The sequence below is a fragment of the Sphingopyxis sp. BSNA05 genome (assembly GCF_013265645.1).
Classification (GTDB): Bacteria; Pseudomonadota; Alphaproteobacteria; order Sphingomonadales; family Sphingomonadaceae; genus Parasphingorhabdus.
In genome coordinates this window covers 1-15,681 of the sequence record NZ_PYIA01000152.1, presented here as the reverse complement: position 1 = coordinate 15,681, position 15,681 = coordinate 1, and the positions used below count along the sequence as shown (strand labels likewise).

Genomic DNA, 15,681 nt, shown 5'->3' with positions numbered 1-15,681 from the left:
AAAGCTTTATGGGACGCCATACAAGAAATGAACCCCAAGACAAAATAGAAATCGACCAAAATCAATTAGAAAGGAAGGAACTTTGGGATGGGCGAATATTAAGAGCGCCGACCAAGGTTCGAGAGTATGTGATCAAAGAGAAAGAAAGCTTAGAAGACATTGCGTCTAGAGAAATGTGCGGCCCTGAGGATGAGCAAATCCTATTTTTACACAATCAAAACGTCGGCATTTTATTTGATCCTGATGAATATTACGCGGGGATGTCTATCGAAATTCCGATTTATACAGATCTTCCCAAAGTCGAATCTATCTCGCAAAAACCAGTTAAACCGTAAAACTCTCCCCACACCCACACGCCCCCTTGGTATTGGGATTTTGAAACAAGAACCCGGCGGTGAAATCATCCACCACCCAGTCCATCGTGCTGCCGATCAGTTCGACCGCATATGGGCAACGCCGCCGAGCTATTTTGCTTCGACGGCAGATCGGGGCTTTGACCGTTGGCCAACTTGATAAACGGGTTGGAAGATGGCTTCACCGCGGCGGTCCTTTTCTACCACCCGGACGCCAAATGGGCGCGCGGAAGGCATTTGCGATCGAGGAAGTTTTACCTTGGCACCTGCCAACGAACAGAAGACACCCATGGTGCTGCCGTTGGCTTATCATTTTGGTCTAGAGCAGGATCGAATCGAGCGCGTGCGCTAGCCTTTGTGCATGTCGTTCGGTCCAGTTGAAAATGACCACTCGACACCAATATCGTGCAATTTGTGACACGACCGTCTGCATCAACATCCAGTTTAAACTGAGTCAGCCCCTCCAATTCTAGTTTGAAAGCAGCCTGAGGATAATCCGAAATCAAAACCCACCGACCATAATTGCCTTTTGGTTGAGGCAGCTGCTTCAATTTTGAAAGCAAGTCAAAGTCCATCCCAAATTTTTGAACAAGTCGAGTCGGCATGTTTTGAACGCTTTGGCGGGTTCCGATAAGTCCCCGATTTGAAGGTTGAGGTTCGCCATTTCTTTGACCTCAATTCTTAAAGCGCTGTCCTCCCTGCCATTAGTGAGGATGTCCGGGTTTACGCCGAATATTCGCCAAACTGATTTCTCCTTTTCCATATCAGGGTGAATTGATACATAAATTTTCGACTTTTCCGCGCTATTGCCGAACGAATATTCTCCTGTCCTATTCACCCTTATGGTGCTGAAGCGGGGTGTAATTAGTTCAATTTCCAGGACACCGAATTTCGGATCTTGAATTATGGTAAGGAGAATCTGGCCTTCGTTTTCGCCAAAATGGCGGCGTAACTCACATGAGGAAGCGGTATAATTTAGGCTCCAGGGAGAAGTCGCTTCTAAAGGCAACTCTGATTCAGGCGTTGCATTTGCAGCCGCAGCCCAAGCTAGCAATAAGGGGATGAAGGAAAAGATCTGTTTCATCCTGCCATCATAACAAGAAAAACAGCGTTTTGACCATGAGCTTTCATTCTCATCATCCTGAACTGGTTTACCTTCGGCGGCCTTCGGCTCAGGATCTTTTTGCGGTCCGCGCCTACCTCCCGCTCGATGCTGAAACAAGTTCAGAATGACGAGCGAAGGATTATTCTTTGCGCCTTCGTGTCTTCGCGCGGAAAAGCAAATCCTTCCTTTTCAAACGAAAGGAAGGGGCAGTTTATGGGGAGACTGGCTCAGTGCCGGTCTCCGGATTTGTGGGTGAGGATAGGCACCACATCAAACAGATCGGCAACCAGCCCGATATCCGCCATCTGGAAAATCGGGACGTTTACGTCCTTGTTGATGTAGAGCACCGATCCGCCATCGACCCAAAAAGGCGCGGCAACGCAACGCAATGCATATATGGTTGATATCAATAGAATGAGAGCGGCGATATAGTATCATCCGCAACCACTCGCCTCTCCCACACCCCGCTTCGCCGCTAAAACCACTCCCTCCCCTTGCGCCCGCAAAACGCGCGCCCTAACGGCCCGCCTCCCCGATCAATGGATGGGGCGGACGTCAACGGTCAGGGTTTCATGAAGCCGCCCGCATGGGCTATCTCTGATAGTTCCATGTACGGATGCTGCTTTGTCTCGATTCGGCTGGGACTGTAGCTCATTGGAAGAGCGCCGGGCTTTGCGCCCGGAGGTAACAGGTTCGATTCCTGTCTGACCCACCACTGGATAGCTCAGATGGGTAGAGCACAAGATTGTTAATCTTGAGGTCGCAGGTTCAACTCCTGCTCCACAACGGTCCCTCTAAAGGATCGCAGCACTCCAAATGCTGTCTGAAATACCGGGTTCGGGGACCGGCATGTGAACGGCGCGGCGCCTGCGGCGGTGGGCGGATATCTTCGGACGTCCGACCGCCAAAGGCAAAGCACCTGCCACCATGGCAATCGGTTCGGTCTGTCAAAATGGCTGCGCTGGCCCAGCGTCGAGCGGTCTGGTTTTCGAACCGGTCCGGTCCGCGCTGGCGCCCGCAACGCCCGCTCTGGCTGACCCGCTGTGCGCCATGCCACCGGTCCCTGAATCTTTTTGATCGGGTAAAGTCCTGCGCCAGTTCCGGCGTCGGCAACAAGAAGGAGATTGGCGTGAGCTGATATTTGCGTGAATATTATGTTGTATTTGATTGACAAGCTGATGGGCCGGAAGCGGTTGACCATCAACGAAAACGAACGGGCGATCTGGCTCTACAAGGGCGAGGTCAAGGGTATATTGGGTGCGGGCGAGCATGTTCTGCCAAACTGGCGGAAGCAATTGCGGGTCGAGCGCATGGCGCTGAGCAGCGCGGCATTTGTGTCGGTCTATGAAAAGGCGCTGTTTGAGAAAGCACCGGACCAGGCGAACGCGCATCTGACCCAATACCGGACCGGAACCGGCGAAATTGCTGTCATCATTTGCGACGGACAGATTCATTCTGTCCTCTCACCGGATAGCAAACTCACCGTTTGGAGCGATGCCGGCCCCTGGGCTGCAGAGATTGTGCAACTGGAAGAAAATCCGGTTGTCGCTCCTGCCTTGCTCAGCCGGCTGATGAAGGCGGGAAAGGCAAGCCTGCTCGAGCAGGTCCGGATTGTCGAGGTCGACAAGGGCCAGATCGGCCTGCTCACCGTCGATGGCCGGATGGCCGGTGAATTGACGCCGGGTGTCACGGGCTACTGGATGGTCGGTCAGAAGGTCGCCGTAAAGATCGTTGATCTGACGCGGCAGCCGCTTGACGTTACCGGCCAGGAGCTTTTGACCAAGGACCGGGTGACGCTCCGGATCAACGTTTCCGCGGAATATCGGGTCATTGATCCGGTCAAGGCGGTGACCGAGGTGAAGGACTTTGCCGATGCGCTCTACCGGGCGCTGCAATATGCGTTCCGGAAAACGCTGGGCGCGATGACGCTCGACCAGATCCTGGAAAAGCAGGTGACGGTCGACGACACGGCGGCCACGAAAGTGCGGTCCGATATGGCCGATATCGGCCTGGAAGTCACCGATATCACGCTCAAGGATGTAATCCTGCCGGGCGAGATGCGGGAGATTCTGAACCAGGTGGTTTCGGCCCAGAAGGCGGCAGAAGCCAACGTCATCAAGCGGCGGGAAGAAACGAACGCAACGCGGTCGCTTCTGAACACCGCAAAGGTGATGGCCGACAACCCGGTCATGCTGCGGCTGAAAGAGCTTGAGGCTCTGGAAAGCATCGCTGGCAAGGTCGACAAGTTGACCGTGACCAACGGTACGGCCGGCTTGATGAACGATCTCGTCAAACTGTCCGGTGACTAGCTTGCCGCTTCAGTAACGGCCATAAGAACGGGGGCGCGGGGAGAAATTTCCGCGCCCTTTTTCTATACCGTGAAGGACTCCCCGCACCCGCAAGCGCCCTTGGCGTTCGGGTTCTCGAACACAAAACCGGCGGTGAAATCATCCTCTACCCAGTCCATCGTGCTGCCGATCAGGTAGAGCACCGAGCCGCCGTCGACGTAAAACAGGCCGCCGGGGGTGACGATCTTCTCGTCGAACGGGACTTCCTCGGTGACATAGTCGACCGAATAGGCCAAGCCCGAGCAACCGCGGCGCGGGGTGGAGAGTTTGACGCCGATCGCATCGTCGGGCGCCTTGGCCATCAGGTCGGCGATGCGCTGCTCCGCCGCCGGCGTCAGGTTGATCGCGGCGGGTATTTCGCGGGTTTTGGTTTTCGTGTCGGTCATTTCATTCTCCTTCTCCCCTCCCGTTTACGGGAGGGTCGGGGTGATTGTGGATGGCCCGAAAGCTCACTGTAGCCCCACCCCTAGCCCCTCCCGCAAGCGGGAGGGGATATCCTACAACATCCCCAGCTCAAGCTTCGCTTCGTCGCTCATCTTTTGCGGGTCCCATGGCGGATCCCAGACGAGATTGACTTCGGCATGGCCGACGCCGGGCACGCTGCCGACCTGCAGTTCGATCTCGCCGGGCATCGATTCGGCGACCGGGCAATGCGGCGTGGTCAGGGTCATCGTCACGATCGCGTGATTGTCCGGCGTGATTTCGACGCCGTAGATCAGGCCGAGGTCATAGATATTCACCGGAATTTCCGGATCGAAAATGGATTTCAGCGTATCGATCACTGCCTCATAAACATCACCACCGGCTTCGCCAGCAGGGGTCTCGGCTGGCTTCTGCGCCAAGAAGCCCTCAAGATAATCCTTCTTGCGACTGAGTTTTGCCGCGTCGGTTTCCGCTTCATAGGGCGAAGGTGCCATGACGGGTTTCGCTTTGCCGTTCGTGTCGAGCGTAGTCGAGACATTTTGCTCACCATCATCCGGTCTCTCGACTTCGCTGGAGACGAACGGTGTATCCACCGCGTCCTCGACCTTTGCCAGCCGTGGTTTCTCAACCGACTCGACTTCTTCCACCAATATCTTGCGTTCTTCGTTCATATCGTCACCTTACCCGAAAATCTTTCTGACCCGATTGATGCCGTCCACCAACGCGGCGACATCCTGGTCATCACTGTAAACCCCGAAACTCGCCCGCGCCGTTGCCGCGACGCTAAAATAGTCCATCAAAGGCTGCGCGCAATGATGGCCGGCGCGGATCGCAACGCCGCCTTCATCCAATATAGTGGCGACATCATGCGGATGCACGTCGCCGACTGCGAAACTTAATATGCCCATGCTCTTGTCAGGGCCAAAGACCCGCACCGAGTTGATCCCGGACAAGGCTTCGCGCGCCTTGGCCAGAGTGGCATTTTCATGATCCGAAATCACATCCAGACCAATGCCCTCGACATATTGGATCGCGGCATCCAGCCCGACCACACCGACGATATGCGGCGTCCCCGCTTCAAAGCGGTCCGGTGGCGGCGCGTAGGTCGTGCCGTCAAAAGACACGCGATCAATCATCGACCCGCCGCCCTTCCAGGGTGGCATGGCCTCGAGCGTTTCATAAGGTGCCCACAGAGCACCAATGCCGGTCGGCCCGTAAATCTTGTGCCCCGAGAAAACATAGAAATCGCAGCCAAGATCCTCCACATCCACGGGCAGACGCGGTGCGGCCTGACAGCCATCGAGCAGCAACTTTGCGCCAACCTTGTGCGCGATGACCGCCGCCCGTTTCGCATCGAGCAACGACCCGAGCACATTGGAAACATGCGCCAGCGCGACCAGCTTGTGCTGCTCGGTCAGATGTTCCTCGATCCAGTCGAGATCAATCTGGCCATCATCGGTCAACGGCGCGACATCAATATGCGCGCCGACCCGTTCGGCCAGCATCTGCCACGGCACGATATTCGAATGATGCTCCAGCTGTGACAGCATGATGCGGTCGCCCTTGGTGATGAACTTGTTACCCCAGCTTTCGGCAACCAAATTGATACTGTCGGTCGCGCCGCTGGTGAAGACGACTTCATTCTCGGACGCGGCGCCGAGGAAACCCGCAACCCGCTTGCGCGCGGCTTCATAGGCGAGCGTCATATTGGCCGAGCGTTCGTATACGCCGCGGTGGACGGTGGCGTAATCGGGGCCGTAAGCGCGGGCTATGGCGTCGAGCACGGCTTTGGGTTTCTGCGCGGTGGCGGCGGAGTCGAGATAGTGCCAGTCCGGTCCGATACCGGGAAAGTCGGCGCGGTGGGACACAAGGCTCCGTTCGTCCTGAGCTTGTCGAAGGACAGCTTTCGAACGCGCGGGTGCTTCGACAGGCTCAGCACGAACGGGAACCGGGTTGCCAGCATCGCTCACGACAAAGCCTCCAACACCTCAAGCGCCTTGCCCTCGATCGCGTCCCGCGCCGCATCATCATCCAGCGACACAAAGGCATCGGCAATAAACGCCTGCAGCATCAGCTTCTTCGCCAGCGCCGGCGGCAGGCCGCGTGAGGCGAGATAGAAAAGCGCCTGCTTGTCGAGCTCGCCGACGGTCGCGCCATGGGCGCATTTCACGTCGTCGGCGAAAATTTCCAGCTCGGGCTTGGCATTCGCGGTCGCGCCGCGATCGAGCAGCATCGATTTGACCGATTGGGCCGCATCGGTTTTCTGGGCGTGGCGGGCCACGTTGATACTGCCGAGGAAGCTTCCGGTCGCCGTGTCCGCCAGGACCGAGCGCACCACCTGATTGGAGGTCGCATTGGGTTCGGCATGGATCGTCTCGGTAACGATTTCCAGCGTCTGCTTGCCCGACCCGAGAATCGCGCCGCCCAGTTCAAAATGCGAGCCATTGCCCAAAGTCGCCCTGACGTAGATGCGGCCATAGTCGGCATAGTGCGCGAGGACATGGAGATTGAATGTCGCTTTGTCGCCGATGGTGACATCGAGATTGATCACGCCAACGCCGTCGATCACCGGCAGTTCGGCGATCTGACGCGAAACGGTTTCACCCGCCGGCACGTTGATTTTCTCTGGTCCGGCCAGTTTCGACCAGACGGTTTCAAGCGCCTTGAGATCAGCATAGCGCCAAGCCTCGTCACGACGCGTAGGAAGCGGAGCAGTCATATCATTATCTCCCGGCTTCCGTCGCGACCGCGGCCATTGTATAGAATTTTATCACGCGAAGACGCGAAGACACGAAGGAGTAGCGGAAAAACGCTGTTTCTTTGCGCCTTCGCGGCTTCGCGTGAACCAACAACATCTGTGCCGCTGACGCGGCAGTTGATTTGTTGAGCCAGCTTGCCTGAAAAATCATGCCGCCTCCGCGATCGCTTCATAGCCTTCATTTTCAAGCTGCAGCGCCAGTTCCGGCCCGCCGGTCTTCACAACCCGGCCGTTCGCGAGAACATGGACAAAATCCGGCTTCACTTCGTCGAGCAGCCGTTGATAGTGGGTGATCAGCAGCACCGCCTTGTCGGGCTTGCGCATGATCGCGTTGATACCCGAACCCACGGTGCGCAGCGCGTCGATATCGAGGCCGCTGTCGGTCTCGTCGAGGATCGCCAGCTTGGGATCGAGAATGCCCATCTGGACCATCTCGTTGCGCTTCTTCTCGCCGCCGGAAAAGCCGACATTGACCGCCCGCTTGAGCATATCCATGTCCATCTTCAGCAGCGCCGCCTTTTCCTTGGCCAGCTTGATGAACTCCGCGCCATTGAGCGCTTCCTCGCCGCGCGCCAGCCGCTGCGCATTCAGGCTTTCGCGCAGAAATTGCAGATTGGACACGCCGGGGATTTCGACCGGATATTGGAAACCGAGGAAGATACCCGCCGCGGCCCGCTCATGCGGATCCATTTCGAGCAGATCCTGTCCGTCAAATGCCGCACTGCCCTCGGTCACTTCATAACCGGGCCGTCCGCCCAGCGCATAGGCCAGCGTAGACTTGCCCGCGCCATTGGGCCCCATGATCGCATGGATTTCACCCGCGTTGATGGTGAGCGAAAGCCCCTTGAGGATTTCGGTGTCGCCGACGGTGGCGTGGAGGTTTTCAATTTTTAACATTTTTATCCCTATTGGTTTCCAGTTTCATATAGTTGCTTTCCACAACTGCTATCTTGTCCCCCAATGGAAACTCACCTTCTCTGAGTGGCCAGCTGTCAATTCGCATGCGTCCCAGATTGGTTTTACGACCTTCGCGAGCAGGAATTTGCCCCTGAATAACATTTTCCTCAATGCGCTTGAAATATTCCAAGTAGAGTTTGATTTGAGATTTCGACACCCCTTCGGGAAGGCAATCATCGTCAGCAACGAGAGATGCTTCCATCCCCCGAATCGCATCTTTGATTTGGTCGAGAAAAACTTCGCTCACCCTACGCTTCCCTTCAGGAAAACCACCTTCTTCGTGCCTTCGCGCCTTCGCGTGCAAAAAATTGACTCGCGCGAAGCCGCGAAGCTGCGAGAGTTGGCAGTCCCGTTATTGCGAGCAGCCGCAGGCGACGTGGCAATCCAGAGAGGGCGCGCGCCGCCCTGGATTGCTTCGCTGCGCTCGCAATGACGAGAGGAAGACGCAGGCATCATTAACCCACCGATCCTTCCAACGAGATCGCCAGCAGTTTCTGCGCTTCGACCGCGAATTCCATCGGCAGTTCCTTCAGAACTTCCTTGGCAAAACCGTTGACGATCAGGCTTACCGCCGCCTCTTCATCCAGCCCGCGTTGCTGGGCGTAGAACATCTGGTCGTCGCTGATCTTGCTGGTCGTCGCCTCATGCTCGATCGTCGCGGTCGGATTCTTGACCTCGATATAGGGCACGGTATGCGCGCCGCTCTGGTCGCCGAGCAGCAGGCTGTCGCACTGGGTGAAGTTGCGGACATTTTCCGCATTGGGACCAACCCGCACCAGACCGCGATAGGTATTGTCGCTGTGACCGGCGCTAATCCCCTTCGAGATGATCGTCGAACGGGTGTTCTTGCCATTGTGGATCATCTTGGTGCCGGTATCGGCCTGCTGGTAATTGTTGGTCAGCGCCACCGAGTAGAATTCGCCGACGCTGCCTTCGCCGTTCAGAACGCAGCTTGGATATTTCCAGGTCACCGCGCTGCCGGTCTCGACCTGGGTCCAGCTGATCTTGCTGTTCTTGCCCTGGCACAATCCGCGCTTGGTAACGAAATTATAGATGCCGCCCTTGCCATTCTCGTCGCCGGGATACCAGTTCTGGACGGTCGAATATTTAATCTCCGCATCGTCCATCGCCACCAGTTCGACCACGGCGGCGTGCAACTGGTTCTCGTCGCGCATCGGTGCGGTGCAGCCTTCGAGATAGGAAACGTAAGAGCCTTCGTCGGCGACGATCAGCGTTCGCTCGAACTGGCCGGTATTTTCCGCATTGATCCGGAAATAGGTGCTCAGCTCCATCGGGCATTTCACGCCCTTGGGAATGTAGACAAAGGTGCCGTCGCTAAACACGGCGCAGTTGAGCGTGGCGAAATAATTGTCGTGCATCGGCACAACTTTGCCCAAATATTTGCGAACAAGGTCAGGATATTCCTTGATTGCTTCGGAAATGGACCGGAAAATGACGCCTGCGTCTTCCAGCTCCTTGCGGAAAGTGGTCGCCACCGAAACGCTGTCAAACACCGCATCCACAGCAACCTTGCGCGCGCCTTCGACGCCGGCGAGCACCTTTTGCTCCTCGATCGGTATACCGAGCTTTTCATAGATGCGCAGGATTTCCGGATCGACTTCGTCGAGCGAACCCAGCTTTTCCTTCGCCTTGGGCTCGGCGTAATAATAAGCGTCCTGATAGTCGATCATCGGGATGTCGAGCTTCGCCCAGTCCGGTGATTCCATCTTTTCCCACTGGCGAAAAGCCTTCAGGCGCCAGTCCAGCATCCACTCGGGCTCGCCCTTCTTGTCGGAGATAAACCGCACGGTCTCCTCGTTCAGGCCCTTGGGCGCGAAATCCTGCTCGATGTCCGAGGACCAGCCGAATTCATAGGTGCTGGCCTTGTCGACCGCCTCCTGCGCCTCGGCATTCATTTCCGCGCGCTCTGCATCATAGTCGGATGTTTTGACGTCTTCGCTCATCATGCTTTTTCCATCGTTCGAATTTTGGGGGCGACTGGCAAATCCGACAGGCTGGCCAGACTGACATCGGCCAGCGCCTTGCGGATCGTCCGGTTCACAACGCCCCAATGGGGCTTCACCGTGCAACCGTCCTCCAGCATACAATCGTGATTGCCGTCAATGGTACAACTGGTAATCGCCAGCGGCCCTTCAACGGCTTCGACAATATCGGCGAGGCTGATCGAGGCCGGCGGGCGGGCCAGCCGGATGCCGCCACCGATGCCGCGCGTCGATTCGAACAGGCCCGCGGTGGTCAGCTTGCTCACCAGTTTCTTCGCCGTTGGCAAAGGAACACCGGTCTCCTGCGACAGCTTCGTTGCGTTCAGCTTGCCTTCCGCAAGCAGCGCAGCCCCGCAATGGCGCGCCGCGGCGGACATCAGGACAACAGCATAGTCTGCGAGGTTGGAAAGACGCATTTTTCTCGATTCGCCGGGGGTTGAACACTAAACAAGACTAATTTAGTCTCATTTATCCAACATTGCAAGCATAGCGCGGCGTTGCGCGATCGGGCCGGGGCACAAAACATGCCTCCAATTCTTCCAGTCAGGTGTCCGTCGTCAGCGGCGCTATCTTGCCTTTCAGATTGGCGCGCTGGTCGATCAGGCGCGCGATTTCGCCCTCGCCCACACGGAGCTGGGTGGGAGTCACGCCGGCGAAAAATTTCACTTCCCGGATCATGTGCGACTGGTCGTAAAAGGCGTCGACCAGTTCCAGCAATTCTTCCTCATTATGCTCGGCATAGGCCCGGGCCGCTCGCAACGCCCGGTATTTGCGCGCTAGATATTTCGGCGGCATGCCGTAAAGCTTGTTCACCGTGCGCAGCACCTGCCGCGAGCTTTGCGTCGACCGCTCCATCAAGCCGCTGATCGGCGGCGAAGGCTCCGACGACAGCCATTCGTCGACCATCTTGGTAAAGGCCGCGGTTTCCGGCTTGAGTCGCGGCTTCAGCGAGCGATAGACTTTATCGGCCCAGGCAACCATCTCTTCGGGGGTCTCGCAACCGCGCAGATATTCGAGATTCTTGTCGATTTCCTGAGTAAAGACCTCGGCCGCATTGACGGCCTTGTCGGTATATTCCGCCGCGGACTTCCGCGTGGAAATCGCCCATCCTGCGGGCAATACGCCGATGCCGAACATGCGGAACGGTCCGGTTACATCGACGTGCATCGCTCCTGTCGAAGGCCCCTGCAACACCGCACCCTCGTGCGAATAGCTGCTGCCGTCGGCGAAGCTTATGACCGCGCTGCCCTCCAGCAGAAAGCGCAATTGCGCGATGGCAGCCCTTTCATTGTCGGCGAATCGCGGCTGATCATCCTCGAAAAGATAATAGACCGAAACAAGGTCCCGGACATCTTCTGCAGGCGCATAATATCTCAAGCTTACCAATTCACGACCCCTTGATCTGTCCCTCCCCCAGGTTCAGATTCCATATGGAATGCGCTTTTATAGCAAAGAAATATAGTTAAAAAAAGGCCTGACCAAAATAATGATCAGGCCAATAAGGAAAAGGACTCCGATACCTTCGAAATACGATGGCAAGAGCCTTCGGGTCGCCCCATCGCTATGCACCGCTAGTGGACCGGCTTTATTGGACAAATACGACAGATTCCCCATATAGTTTTGACATTTAAGGACAAACGCTCCTTTTCTCCGTCGCTGATCAACTGCTCGCAGCGATCCAGGCGTCAACCCGTTCTTCCATGATATCGAGCGGTACCGGGCCGCTTTTCAGGATCACGTCATGGAACGCGCCCATGGTGAAACGGTCGCCCAGCGCCTCCTGCGCGCGGGTCCGAAGCTCGAGTATCTTCAGCTTGCCGATCATATAGGCGGTCGCCTGGCCGGGGTAGACGATATAGCGCTCGATCGCCTTGCGGATGTCGCCGTCGGGATTGGGCGTATTGTCCGTCAGATACTGGATCGCCTGTTCCCTACTCCAGCGCTTGTCGTGGATGCCGGTGTCGACAACCAGCCGACAGGCCCGCCACAACTCCATGCCGAGCCGACCGAAGTCGGAATAGGGGTCGGTGTAAAAGCCCATATCCTTGCCCAGTTCCTCGCTATACAGGCCCCAGCCTTCCGAATAGGCGGTGACGCCGCCAAATTTGCGGAATGCGGGCAGGTCGCCCAGTTCGGTCTGGATTGCCAGTTGCAGATGGTGACCCGGCAAGGCCTCGTGATAGGCCAGCGCTTCCAGTTCGGTTTTCGACATGCTTTTGAGATCGTAGAGATTCACATAATATGTCCCCGGCCGGGAGCCATCCGGCGCAGGCCGCTGGTAAAAGGCCTTGCCCGCCGATTTTCGCGAAATGCCTCGACCGGCTTGATCACAAACGGCGCATTGGGCAGCGTGTCGAAAATTCCGGCAGCTTCTTTTCCATCGCGTCCAGCTTGCTGTTGGCTTCGGCCAGATAATCCTCGCGGCTGGTGTGGAAATATTGGTCGCCGGTGCGCAGATGGACGAAAAACTCCTGCAGACTGCCTTCAAAGCCCACATCCGCCATGATCTTGCGCATCAGTCCGTGTATACGCGCAACATTGTCGAGACCGATCTGGTGGATCTCGTCGGCGCTCAAATCTGTCGTTGTGTAATTTTGCAACCGTTCGGCATAATAAGCAGCGCCATCCGCGAACCGCCAGATACCGTCGCCATCCCCGGCCATCGCCTGCTGACGCTCCATTTCGGCAATGAGCTTCTCGTAAGCGGGCTTCAGGCTGTCGAGCAGCGCTTCCTCGCCGCGGGCAATCAGGTCCGCCTTTTCGTTCTCCGCAATATCAAGCGCATTCACCTTTTTCTTCAGGTCCGCAAATATCGGCGAATCATCGCCCTTGGTGAAAGGCGCGCCGCTGATCACATTGCGCGCATCGCTGATTACATAGGGGAACACCCAGTCCGGCACCATGATCCCGTCATCGGCCCGTTCGGCAGATTGCGCGACCAGCATTTCCATCATCGGCCCCGCGCCAAAGAGGCGGCTGACATAGGCACCTGCGTCGGCCTTGCTGGCGACCCGGTGTATATTGATCATGAATGCCGGGATCTGGCTTTGCGCGCCATTCATCTGGTCAAAAATATAGCTGTTCCGCCGGAACGGGAAGGCATTGCGGGAACGTTCCGCCCTTGCTTCAAACAGGCGGTAGCTCAACTGGCCCGCTTCGTTCAGCTGGTCCTTGTCAAACTCGGCTTTCATTTTCGCCAGCGCAGCCTGACCCCGTTCATATTGCTCTATTGCAGCGGCTTCGCTCGGATCATCCCATTTGCCATAATCGTCGTCGCGAATGCCGCGATAGGCTTTGGACAAGGGCGAATGGGTAAGTTCCTGATCGTCATAATCCTGGAAGAAGGCGGACAATTGTGCGTTGATATCCTCCTCCGCCTGGCTGGCAGCCTGGCTGGTCTGCGCATGGCTTGCAGGTCCGGCGGTGACGGCGGTCAGCGCCAGGGCGGAAGCGGCGGTCAGCAACAAATATCTCATCGAAATCATCCTCGTCTGATATGAATTTCCCGGGTCTTATCACCCGCTTTGCATTTGCACAAATTGGCCGGCTCCGTGATTCATTCGGCACTGGCAAGACCATAGGGGCAATTGCCGGTTGCTGCCGCGATTGTCCGACGGTAGGTCTCACAGCATCATGAATGCACAGGCACCCGACGCATTGATTATCGGCGGCGGCCATAACGGTCTGGTCTGCGCCTATTATCTCGCCCGCGCCGGGATGAAGGTCCGGATATTGGAAGCGCGCAATGTGATCGGCGGCGCCGCGGTGACCGAGGAATTCCATCCCGGCTTTCGCAACAGCACGGCCAGTTACACGGTCTCACTGCTCCAGCCGAAAATCATCGCCGATATGGGACTGGTGGAGCGCGGCTACCGGGTGGTCGAGCGGCCCAGGAGCAACTTCCTGCCGCTTGGCAACCGCAACTATCTGCTCACGGGTGTCTCTCTCGAAGCAACACAGGATGAGATCGCGCGCTTTTCCAGGGCCGATGCAGCGCGCCTGCCGGCATATTATGCGATGCTGGAATCAGCTGCGGAAATATTGCGGGAACTGGCCCTGCAGGCCCCGCCCAATGCCGGCGGCGGCAGTCTGGCCCTGCTGGCAGGGATAAGGACCGCCCGGCGATTTGCGCGGCTATCTGCGCCGGCCCAGCATGACATCGTCAAACTGTTCACGCTGAGCGCGCGCGAGTTGCTCGACCAGTGGTTTGAAAGCACACCGGTCAAGGCAGTCTTCGGCTTTGATGCCATTGTCGGCAATTATGCGAGCCCCGACACGCCCGGCAGCGCTTATGTCCTGCTCCATCATGTCTTCGGCGAGGTCAATGGCAAGAAGGGACAATGGGGCCATGTCGTTGGCGGCATGGGCCGGATTACCGAGCTGATGGCCGAGGCCTGCGAGGACGCCGGTGTCGAGATCAGCCTCGAGACAGAGGTTGCAAAACTGCTGATCGAAAATGGCTGCGCGGTCGGGATATGCACGAAATCCGGTGAGCAGATTCGTGCGCGACGGATTATCGCCAATGTCGGCCCGAAACTGCTCTATGACCGGTTGATCGATGCCGCCGATCTGCCAGCCGGTTTCCGCCGGATGATGGACGGCTATCAATGCGGCTCCGGCAGCTTCCGGATGAACCTGGCGCTGCGCGGCCTGCCCGATTTCACCGACCTGCCGGGGACCGGCGATCATCTGAAATCCGGGATCATCATGGCGCCCTCGCTCGACTATATGGACCGGGCTTATCAGGACGCGCGTCGATATGGATGGGCGCGCAAACCGGTCGTCGAAATGCTGATCCCCAGTCTTGTCGACGACAGCCTGGCCCCCGCCGGACAGCATGTTACCAGCCTCTTCTGCCAGCAATTTGCGCCCTTGTTGCCAGAGGGTCGCAGCTGGGATGACGCGCGCGACGGCGCGGCGGAGGCTGTACTGGACGTTGTCGAAAGTCACGCACCGGGATTTCGAAAGCTGATCCTCGGACAGATGGTGCTGTCACCGCTCGATCTGGAACGCAGATTCGGTCTGGTCGGCGGCGATATATTCCACGGCCGGATGTCACTCGACCAGCTCTGGGCGGCGCGGCCGGTGATCGGTTCCGCCAATTATAAGGGCCCGCTCGAGGGTCTTTACATGTGCGGATCGGGGACCCATCCGGGCGGCGGCGTAACCGGCGCGCCGGGCCATAATGCTGCCGGAACCATCCTGCGGGACCGCGGTTTTCTGGGTCGATGGCTTGGCTGACGCTACGTCAGGCTCGGCTAAACAGCTGCCTATTGCACCCGACCGCCGGGAGAGATAGCTTCCTCCGCTTGGGATGGGAGACTCACTATGCGCAAATCACTGATGTTGGCAGCATGCACGGCTGCTCTGGCTTTATCGGGCTGTTCGAAAATCAACGGGGATGAAGACCGCAGCGCAGAGGTAGTGAACACCGAATATCCCGAACAGGTTTTCTGGGGCGACACCCATCTCCACACCGACAATAGCATCGACGCCTTTGGTTTCGGCAACCGGCTGGACGCCGAGAACGCCCTGCGCTTTGCCCGCGGCGAAGAAGTGACGGCGACCAAGGGATCGAAAGCAAGACTGTCCCGGCCGCTCGATTTTCTGGTGATCGCTGACCATAGCGATGCGATGGGCGCGACCAAGGCGATCATGGAAGCCCCGCGTGTTGCGCTACTAACCAACAAATTCCTGCTGCGCTGGCATGACATGATGAACGAGAGCGACGAAG

The 15,681-nt window shown here is 57.4% G+C and carries 18 protein-coding genes, 1 tRNA gene and 1 pseudogene; 5 read left to right on the top strand and 15 right to left on the bottom strand.

Going from position 1 to position 15,681, the window contains the following annotated elements; genetic code table 11:
* The coding region (locus C8024_RS18130; protein WP_173207758.1) for a hypothetical protein at positions 1 to 335 on the top strand (335 nt) is incomplete at its 5' end.
* Here the strand turns inward: C8024_RS18130 and C8024_RS22245 are convergent.
* The 4 genes and pseudogenes from C8024_RS22245 to C8024_RS20530 form a co-directional block, all read right to left on the bottom strand.
* Positions 325 to 441: pseudogene (locus C8024_RS22245) on the bottom strand (HesB/IscA family protein); the annotation flags it as partial. The gene C8024_RS18130 and the pseudogene C8024_RS22245 sit on opposite strands and share 11 nt — an antisense overlap.
* A gap of 166 nt (positions 442 to 607) precedes the next feature.
* Positions 608 to 928 carry an energy transducer TonB gene (locus C8024_RS23850; RefSeq protein WP_217272302.1) on the bottom strand — a complete coding sequence of 107 codons (321 nt, stop codon included), beginning with the start codon at positions 926 to 928 and terminating at the stop codon, positions 608 to 610.
* Positions 901 to 1,437 (bottom strand): hypothetical protein, encoded by a 537-nt coding sequence (locus C8024_RS18120; protein WP_173207752.1) that lies wholly within the window; start codon positions 1,435 to 1,437, stop codon positions 901 to 903. Before C8024_RS18120 ends, C8024_RS23850 begins: the two co-directional genes overlap by 28 nt.
* Positions 1,438 to 1,685: 248 nt before the next feature.
* A complete protein-coding gene (locus C8024_RS20530; RefSeq protein ID WP_217272301.1) occupies positions 1,686 to 1,868 on the bottom strand; it encodes a hypothetical protein in 183 nt (60 codons plus the stop codon).
* A gap of 307 nt (positions 1,869 to 2,175) precedes the next feature.
* Between C8024_RS20530 and C8024_RS18115 the strand changes: the two genes are divergently transcribed.
* Together C8024_RS18115 and C8024_RS18110 are read left to right on the top strand one after the other, a co-directional pair.
* Positions 2,176 to 2,241 (top strand) — tRNA-Asn (locus C8024_RS18115).
* A gap of 371 nt (positions 2,242 to 2,612) precedes the next feature.
* Positions 2,613 to 3,767, top strand: coding sequence for a slipin family protein (locus C8024_RS18110; protein WP_217272300.1), 1,155 nt, complete (start codon positions 2,613 to 2,615; stop codon positions 3,765 to 3,767).
* Positions 3,768 to 3,829: 62 nt separating this feature from the next.
* Here C8024_RS18110 and C8024_RS18105 read toward each other — a convergent pair whose 3' ends face one another.
* From C8024_RS18105 to C8024_RS23840, 11 genes are all read right to left on the bottom strand, one after another.
* Positions 3,830 to 4,192 (bottom strand): iron-sulfur cluster assembly accessory protein, encoded by a 363-nt coding sequence (locus C8024_RS18105; RefSeq protein WP_173207749.1) that lies wholly within the window; start codon positions 4,190 to 4,192, stop codon positions 3,830 to 3,832.
* 111 nt (positions 4,193 to 4,303) lie between these two features.
* Positions 4,304 to 4,723 (bottom strand): SUF system Fe-S cluster assembly protein, encoded by a 420-nt coding sequence (locus tag C8024_RS18100; protein ID WP_173207767.1) that lies wholly within the window; start codon positions 4,721 to 4,723, stop codon positions 4,304 to 4,306.
* A gap of 186 nt (positions 4,724 to 4,909) precedes the next feature.
* Complete coding sequence (locus tag C8024_RS18095; RefSeq protein WP_173207764.1) at positions 4,910 to 6,097, bottom strand: SufS family cysteine desulfurase; 1,188 nt, start codon at positions 6,095 to 6,097, stop codon at positions 4,910 to 4,912.
* A 98-nt stretch (positions 6,098 to 6,195) separates the two neighbouring features.
* On the bottom strand, positions 6,196 to 6,948 hold the full coding sequence (locus C8024_RS18090; protein WP_173207746.1) for a SufD family Fe-S cluster assembly protein: 753 nt from the start codon (positions 6,946 to 6,948) through the stop codon (positions 6,196 to 6,198).
* 186 nt (positions 6,949 to 7,134) lie between these two features.
* Complete coding sequence (gene sufC, locus C8024_RS18085; protein ID WP_173207743.1) at positions 7,135 to 7,884, bottom strand: Fe-S cluster assembly ATPase SufC; 750 nt, start codon at positions 7,882 to 7,884, stop codon at positions 7,135 to 7,137.
* A complete protein-coding gene (locus C8024_RS18080; RefSeq protein WP_173207740.1) occupies positions 7,871 to 8,191 on the bottom strand; it encodes a hypothetical protein in 321 nt (106 codons plus the stop codon). Before C8024_RS18080 ends, sufC begins: the two co-directional genes overlap by 14 nt.
* A gap of 208 nt (positions 8,192 to 8,399) precedes the next feature.
* Positions 8,400 to 9,860 carry a Fe-S cluster assembly protein SufB gene (sufB, locus tag C8024_RS18075; protein ID WP_173207761.1) on the bottom strand — a complete coding sequence of 487 codons (1,461 nt, stop codon included), beginning with the start codon at positions 9,858 to 9,860 and terminating at the stop codon, positions 8,400 to 8,402.
* Between the two features lie 47 nt (positions 9,861 to 9,907).
* The gene (locus tag C8024_RS18070; RefSeq protein WP_100093227.1) at positions 9,908 to 10,363 is read right to left on the bottom strand and encodes an SUF system Fe-S cluster assembly regulator; all 456 of its coding nucleotides are present in this window, start codon (positions 10,361 to 10,363) and stop codon (positions 9,908 to 9,910) included.
* 127 nt (positions 10,364 to 10,490) lie between these two features.
* Positions 10,491 to 11,333, bottom strand: a complete 843-nt coding sequence (locus tag C8024_RS18065) for a DUF6597 domain-containing transcriptional factor (RefSeq protein ID WP_173207738.1) — start codon at positions 11,331 to 11,333, stop codon at positions 10,491 to 10,493.
* Between the two features lie 274 nt (positions 11,334 to 11,607).
* Positions 11,608 to 12,258, bottom strand: a complete 651-nt coding sequence (locus C8024_RS23845) for a DUF885 family protein (protein WP_367947428.1) — start codon at positions 12,256 to 12,258, stop codon at positions 11,608 to 11,610.
* A 16-nt stretch (positions 12,259 to 12,274) separates the two neighbouring features.
* Positions 12,275 to 13,423: a DUF885 family protein gene (locus C8024_RS23840; RefSeq protein WP_367947427.1), complete on the bottom strand. Its 1,149-nt coding sequence runs from the start codon at positions 13,421 to 13,423 to the stop codon at positions 12,275 to 12,277.
* A gap of 157 nt (positions 13,424 to 13,580) precedes the next feature.
* Here C8024_RS23840 and C8024_RS18055 point away from each other — a divergent pair, with 157 nt between their 5' ends.
* On the top strand, positions 13,581 to 15,188 hold the full coding sequence (locus C8024_RS18055) for an NAD(P)/FAD-dependent oxidoreductase (RefSeq protein WP_173207736.1): 1,608 nt from the start codon (positions 13,581 to 13,583) through the stop codon (positions 15,186 to 15,188).
* 87 nt (positions 15,189 to 15,275) lie between these two features.
* Positions 15,276 to 15,681: DUF3604 domain-containing protein (locus tag C8024_RS18050; RefSeq protein WP_173207734.1), on the top strand; the 406-nt coding region annotated here is incomplete at its 3' end.